6 protein-coding genes are annotated in these 6,731 nt (G+C 32.7%); 2 read left to right on the forward strand and 4 right to left on the reverse strand.

Annotated features, from left to right (window positions below):
* Nucleotides 1–109: 109 nt before the first annotated feature.
* From AA089_RS20175 to AA089_RS20190, 4 genes are read right to left on the reverse strand one after another with little or no spacing between them, the layout of a single operon-like run.
* Complete coding sequence (locus tag AA089_RS20175) at nucleotides 110–787, reverse strand: response regulator transcription factor (RefSeq protein WP_046758815.1); 678 nt, start codon at nucleotides 785–787, stop codon at nucleotides 110–112.
* Nucleotides 788–820: 33 nt separating this feature from the next.
* Nucleotides 821–1,573 carry a sensor histidine kinase gene (locus AA089_RS20180; protein WP_046758816.1) on the reverse strand — a complete coding sequence of 251 codons (753 nt, stop codon included), beginning with the start codon at nucleotides 1,571–1,573 and terminating at the stop codon, nucleotides 821–823.
* Nucleotides 1,543–2,172: a hypothetical protein gene (locus AA089_RS20185; protein ID WP_156169160.1), complete on the reverse strand. Its 630-nt coding sequence runs from the start codon at nucleotides 2,170–2,172 to the stop codon at nucleotides 1,543–1,545. Before AA089_RS20185 ends, AA089_RS20180 begins: the two co-directional genes overlap by 31 nt.
* 29 nt (nucleotides 2,173–2,201) lie before the next feature.
* Nucleotides 2,202–2,873 carry a hypothetical protein gene (locus tag AA089_RS20190; RefSeq protein WP_046758818.1) on the reverse strand — a complete coding sequence of 224 codons (672 nt, stop codon included), beginning with the start codon at nucleotides 2,871–2,873 and terminating at the stop codon, nucleotides 2,202–2,204.
* Between the two features lie 349 nt (nucleotides 2,874–3,222).
* On the opposite strand from AA089_RS20190, the gene gap reads away from it, so the two are divergent.
* Both gap and AA089_RS20200 read left to right on the forward strand, forming a co-directional pair.
* On the forward strand, nucleotides 3,223–4,218 hold the full coding sequence (gene gap / locus AA089_RS20195; RefSeq protein WP_046758819.1) for a type I glyceraldehyde-3-phosphate dehydrogenase: 996 nt from the start codon (nucleotides 3,223–3,225) through the stop codon (nucleotides 4,216–4,218).
* 25 nt (nucleotides 4,219–4,243) lie between these two features.
* The gene (locus AA089_RS20200) at nucleotides 4,244–6,445 is read left to right on the forward strand and encodes a response regulator (RefSeq protein ID WP_046758820.1); all 2,202 of its coding nucleotides are present in this window, start codon (nucleotides 4,244–4,246) and stop codon (nucleotides 6,443–6,445) included.
* Nucleotides 6,446–6,731: the final 286 nt, after the last annotated feature.

Raw genomic sequence — 6,731 nt, forward strand, 5'->3', positions numbered from 1 at the left:
TGAGATCCTGAATCAAGTTCAGGATGACGTCTGAATAAAAAGTCTACTATTTTGGCAGGCTCAAAGTCAAAATTCTCAATACTAATGTCTCAATACTAAAACCTCATTACTAAATCAACGGAATTTCATTCGGTTCAATATAATCATTTTGAATGGCGTAAATAACCAAACCAGCAATGTTACGCGCTTCCGTTTTGATGAAAAGATTACTTTTATGTCCTTCCACAGTTCGTGGTGTAATGAAGAGCTTCTCGCCTATTTCTTTAGCCGTTTTTTGGAAACAAATAAGTTTTAAGACTTCTATTTCGCGTTCGGTAAGTTTGTTTTTTTCAATTAATGTTGGTTTTGGACTTTTGTGTGATATTTGCTCACGCAACACTCCTAACTGATCGTCCATAAAATAAAATCCTTTGTCGTACACTTCTCTCACAATTTCTAGCAATTGTACAGGCGAAATTCCTTTGGGTAAGAATGCAGAAACGCCCGTTTTTAACATGAATCCCATGAAAGAACGTTTGTAATGTGAAGTCATTAAGATGATTCGAATACTTGGGTAGTTTTGTTTTAAAAATTCTGTGACTTCTACGCCATTGATGCCTTTCATATTTAAATCTAAAATAATGACATCTGGCAATGCACTATCCGTTACCAATTTCTCTTTGAGCATTTCGCCACTATCAGCCGTGTAGCATATTTCTATTCCTTCCTGACTTCCCAAAAAATCTTTTAGTAAAGACACAATTAATGCATCATCATCAACTAAAGCAAGTGTAATTATATCTTTCATCTTGGTCTTTTAATCTTTTAATTATTCATTTTTTCAATTCTCAAATAGAAACATGTTTGAAGTCCCTTTTCCTAGGTTCGATTTCACTTTATAATTTCCTCTGAGATATTGTACTCTGGTTTCTATATTTTTGGTTCCTAAACCTTTACTTTGTTGCGAAACATCATATCCTTTTCCATCATCAATAATACGCAATACCATGTAATTTTTTGTTTGTTTTAGATGAAAAATTACCTCTTCTGCCTCAGCATGTTTTACAATATTGGTAATAATTTCTTGAATGATTCGGGTAATTTGCACTTTAAAATCGTCCGTTTCGTTCGTTTCATATCGAATATCATAGATCGCTTTTATTTGAATATGTTGTTCCCAAGGATATAACAATTCTTTAATGAGTTCGGGAAGTTTGGTAAATTCAATAAGTGGCGGACTTAAATCGTGCGAGATTCTACGAGCAATTGCAATACTATCATGCAACGCATCAATGGTTTTTTGATCTTTTTGCGTGATTTCTTGCTCCATTTTAATCGCCGTCAACTTTCCTATCAACGCATCATGAATGTCTGCCGCAATGCGATGACGTTCTATTTCTTGTGTTTTTATCGTCGTTTCCAGCAAATTTTGTTGGTACGCCAATTGTGTTTTTGCCTCTTTCTCTTTAGCTTTTATAATCTTCTTAAAGATAGCGCGCACCAAAAAAATGATTGCTGTTAGTAGCACCACCAAAAATATTCCCACAATAATAATCCAAAGAATTATTGTTTCGGGTTTTTGCCATGCTTCCATATGAAATAAGTTAGGTACGAATAAAATAATACGAGTAGTAATACATGCGCTACCAACACATATACCGCCAAGTAAAATCCTCCATTAATTAAAAAATTAATTGGCAATAGAAATAAAAATTCCAACGCAAAAAAACATAAAACAATACTGTTAAATGAAAAATAGCGTGCTTTTCCTTTGACAAGTTTTAATTCATCTTGAATCAATTCAAAAAAATACACTAGCGTCATAATCACAATCAACAACGGCGTTAATGCTTTTGCATAGGGTTGAAATAGTTCTACATTGTTTGCATTTAAATATATTGATTCTATCAATGTATATGATACGCCAATGATTGTTAAAACTCTGATGATTTTTTTCTTTTTACACAAAACATCAAATATTTTAAAAAAAATGAGTAGTTCAAGTAAACTGAGTGCTACATATAAAATTAAATTATTATTTAATAGTTCTGCTAAAACTCTAGAGGAAATATCTATTGCCAAGCTTCCTATTAAAAAATATACTAATAACTTAGTAACCTTATCTAATTTTTTAAAATAAAAAATACCAACACTCGTACCAATACATAGTACAAGTGGTGATAAATAAGTCATTATTTCAGAAAATGTACTAAGTGTCATTGTTATTCTCCTAATAGTGATAGAACTCCAAAATTAGTTTCATCAGTAGACGCATGATTTTCTTGTCCGAATGGCGGTACTGGTCTTGCCATATCTCTATAGCTAGGTCCAATTCCTGTTGCAGTTGCAGCTTCTAATTTTACATTTATGAACGTGTTTGTCACTGTATTTTGAATCACTAAATCCATTCTATTTTTAGTTGGAATTGATGCATTAGAATTTGGTCGTAATGCCAAGTAACATAAATGCTCATCATTTACTGTAAAGTCATCAGTATGAATTACCAATACTTGCGGCGCGTTGCTTACTTTCATTAACCAATTGTCACGCATAGTGTCATTACACCAGTTATTGATCCAAGTAATTAATTCTCCATCTCCTGAAATAGTTGTTTTTGTTGCACTAAGCGGTAAAGGATATATTCCTGAACTATAAATGCTTTTATTAGTTGATACATCGTCAGCCGCAGGAATGACAAAAAATTCTATTTCTTCGCTTCCATCGAGAGAAAAATAGATATGTAGTCGCTTTGCAGCTTTCATTTTCTCATTCAAAGTCAGCGCAAAATTATTTCCACTTTTTTGAAATAATGAAACAATACCATCTATTGGAGCTCCTTGCGCAAGCGCTTTCCAGTTTTCAATACTAGTAGAAGGGGTTGATAATCCAGCCATAATGTTTAGTGTTTTAAATTGAGTTGATAAATAAAAAGTACATTTATTATTATTGATTCAAATTTAAAAAAAGTAATAAATGTGCTCATGCGTAATTTTACGTATATCATAGATACTGTAATTTTTACATATCTAAAAATTCATCTTCAATAATCTTTTCTGTTTAACAAAAACCGATGTCTTTTTCTATAATTTTCTGTCATCACCATAAAAATTTTACTGCATAATTTTCCAATATGTACATTTTGATTAACGCATGATGAGTATGTGCTAAAAATCAAATAATCTATCAAACTTACAATCCAACTAAAAACCGTAATTTTGTTTTTCTTATAAATACAGCATACACATGATTAGAGTTGCTATTAATGGTTTTGGTAGAATTGGTCGAAACTTCTTTCGCTTGCTCCTAAACCATCCAACTATTGAAGTAGTTGCTATTAATGATTTGGCAGATACGCGCACGCTGAGTCACTTACTAAAATATGATAGTATTCACGGTGTTTTACATAAAGAAGTAACACATAACGAGACTGAAATTATCGTTGATGGAAAAAAATATCCTGTAACAAACACTTCAGATATTACACAACTCAATTGGCAACCATATACTATAGATTTTGTAGTGGAAGCCACTGGAAAGTTTAAAACACAAGCGCTGCTCAATCATCATATTGCAAATGGTGCCAAAAAAGTAATTTTAGCCGTTCCGCCACAAGATGAAGACATTAAAATGGTAGTTTTAGGTGTCAATGAACATATTTTAGATGGTTCTGAACGTATCATTTCAAATGCTTCCTGTACCACAAACAATGCGGCTCCGATGATGAAAATTATCAATGATTTGTGTGGCATTGAACAAGCATATATTACCACGATTCATTCGTATACAACTGATCAAAGTTTGCACGATCAACCACATCGTGATTTACGCCGCGCACGTGGCGCTAGTCAAAGCATTGTTCCAACGACAACAGGAGCTGCCAAAGCATTGACAAAAATATTTCCTGAGTTTTCAGATGTAATTGGTGGTTGCGGAATTCGCGTTCCTGTTCCTGATGGTTCGTTGACAGATATTACGTTTAATGTAAAGAAAGAAACTTCTATTGAAGAAATCAATACAGCGTTCAAAAAAGCGGCGGAAACGAATTTGAAAGGAATTTTATCCTACACGGAAGATCCAATTGTTTCAGTGGATGTGATAGACAATCCATATTCGTGCACATTTGATGCTTTAATGACGTCTGTAATCGGAAAAATGGTCAAAGTCGTCGGTTGGTATGACAATGAAATCGGATATTCGCATAGATTAATTGATTTAATTCTATATATTTCAAATAAATAAGTATTTTTGAATAAATCATTACTTCATGGTGTTTAAGGTAAAACACATTTTATTTTTCTTTTTTACTTTATTCTCAATCGTGTCCCAAGCGCAATCTAATGAACAAGTTAAGGACAGTATCGAGCGTTCTTTTGTAGATGTGTACGAACATAAAAAGAAGGCAAAAAAGCACCTAGCTTTAGAGAAATTAAACATCATTTTAGACCTTTCTGATAGCATTCAAGACAAAAAAAGCAGAGCAAAAGCATACATGCTGCGTGCCGAATTGGAAATTGAAGAAAATTACAAAGACTTTAATCCCGAAGAAATTAAAAGTATTTTGCTTCGCGCTGCCAAGATTCAAACAGATATTAACGATTCTCTCGGACTCGGTTACAATTATGTTTTACAAGCTTTAACAGCAACTAAAAACACTTCCTATAGTATTGCTGATTCACATTTTGATGAAGCAGAAAAAATTTTCAGTAAAACCCAATCTAAAGATGATATTAACAAACTGAAATATTACAAAGGATTGTTCTTTTTGAGTCAAGGAATTAATGGACGCGCTATAGAACGTTTTGAAAATTCATTGCCAATCAACGACAAATATCAACCAAATTATCTACGATCAAAAGTACATTTGAATTTGGCAAAAGCATATGCAAATATCAAAGAATTTAAAGACGCAAAACTAAATGCAGAAGCCGCATTGCGTATTGCCAACGCGTATGATTTTCCAATTATAAAACTACAAAGTATTCGTATTATTTCGGACACTTATGCTGGAATGGACGATATGAACAACGCGTATCGATTTCAATCTAGATTTATAAAAGTGAATGATTCTATCTACAATAACGCGCGTTTGCAACGTGAAGTAACTGCCGATGCGTATTTTGATAATGAATTTAAAACGCGTTATATAGAACAGCTAAAACGTGAAAATACGGAAGAATCTCAAAAAGGAAAACGAAACAAATTAACATCTATATTAAGTTCGGCTTTACTTATTATCATTTCATTATTGACGATTTCATTGTATCGAAACAATCAAATTAAAGTAAAAACAAACAACTTATTATTAAAGAAAAACTCTGAATTGCAACTGGCAAAAGACAATGCTGAAAAAGCCATGAAAGCCAAAGCGCAATTCTTATCGACAGTAACACACGAACTGCGGACACCTTTGTATGCGGTAACAGGTTTGACACATTTGTTATTGGAAGAAAACCCAAGCGAAAGTCAAAAAGAACATCTAAAATCGCTTAAATTTTCAGGAGATTATTTATTGACATTTATCAATGATATTCTGCAAGTGAACAAAATAGAAGCTCGAAAATTGGCGATAGAAAAAGCGCCGTTAAATTTAAAAAAGGTGCTGAATGATGTTGTCAATTCGCTTACGCAGACATCAAAAGAGAATAATAATAAGATTATATTAACGATTGATAAAGGCATTCCTGAAAAGTTAGTTGGTGATTATTTAAAGATGTCACAAGTGTTTATCAACCTTATTAGCAACGCTTTAAAGTTTACAAAAGATGGTTTGGTAGAAATTGTGGCGCACATTGAAAAGGAAACAGACACGCAACAAACGATCAAATTTGAAATTAGAGATAACGGTATTGGTATTTCTGATGAAATGCAAGAAAATATTTTTGACAGTTTTTCACAAGGTTCTGTTCAGATCAATAGAAAATATGGTGGAACCGGATTGGGATTAACTATTGTAAAAAGCTTGTTGGAGTTGTTGGAAAGTCACATTCAATTGGAAAGCAAACTTGGAGAAGGTTCTACGTTTATTTTTACGCTTACGCTAGATAAAATTCCAGCAGAAACTATTGAAGCAGAAGTGATTAGTGAAGAAAAAACAGACCTTAAGAATCGTAAATTCAAAGTGCTTTTGGTTGAAGATAATAAGATCAACCAAGTAATTACCAAGAAAATTATTGCGAAACAAAACATGACGTGTGATATTGCTGATGATGGATATCAAGCAATTGATTACGCACGAAGTAATCGTTATGACTTCATTTTGATGGACATTCACATGCCAGGTATTAGTGGAATTGAAGCGACAAAAGAGATTAGAAAATTTGATGTTTCAACGCCAATCATTGCTTTAACTGCAATTTCATTAGATGACAATAAAGGCGATTTCCTAAAAGATGGTTTCAACGAAGTTATTTCAAAACCATTTGATCCTGAAGTTTTCTACCAAAAGATTTCACATATTCTTTCGTAATTAATTATAAAATACTTGTTTCGTTTACTGCATATAAATGATGTATTAAACTATTAGCATCACTTTATACAATTCAAAAATCAACCGCCAAATCAATTCATTAACAAATATTTAGCATACGAATACGCTTCCAAATTTGTGTTTGGCATGCGGTTTGTTATATATTTTTTGAAAGCAAACAAAAGCAATCACGCTTTGTTTTCATTTCACATAAATTTTGGATTGGTTAGTTAAAGAATAAGGCGAGTTGGTTACCAGTCATGGTCGGAAGAAATTCCGACCTATT

It is taken from the genome of Kordia jejudonensis, assembly GCF_001005315.1.
Classification (GTDB): domain Bacteria; phylum Bacteroidota; class Bacteroidia; order Flavobacteriales; family Flavobacteriaceae; genus Kordia; species Kordia jejudonensis.

Bases quoted from the DNA above. Each gene is read 5' to 3' on its own strand.
- AA089_RS20175 (WP_046758815.1), bottom strand. From the start codon at position 787: ATGAAAGATATAATTACACTTGCTTTAGTTGATGATGATGCATTAATT.
- AA089_RS20180 (WP_046758816.1), bottom strand. From the start codon at position 1,573: ATGGAAGCATGGCAAAAACCCGAAACAATAATTCTTTGGATTATTATT.
- AA089_RS20190 (WP_046758818.1), bottom strand. From the start codon at position 2,873: ATGGCTGGATTATCAACCCCTTCTACTAGTATTGAAAACTGGAAAGCG.
- AA089_RS20185 (WP_156169160.1), bottom strand. From the start codon at position 2,172: ATGACTTATTTATCACCACTTGTACTATGTATTGGTACGAGTGTTGGT.
- gap (WP_046758819.1), top strand. From the start codon at position 3,223: ATGATTAGAGTTGCTATTAATGGTTTTGGTAGAATTGGTCGAAACTTC.
- AA089_RS20200 (WP_046758820.1), top strand. From the start codon at position 4,244: ATGGTGTTTAAGGTAAAACACATTTTATTTTTCTTTTTTACTTTATTC.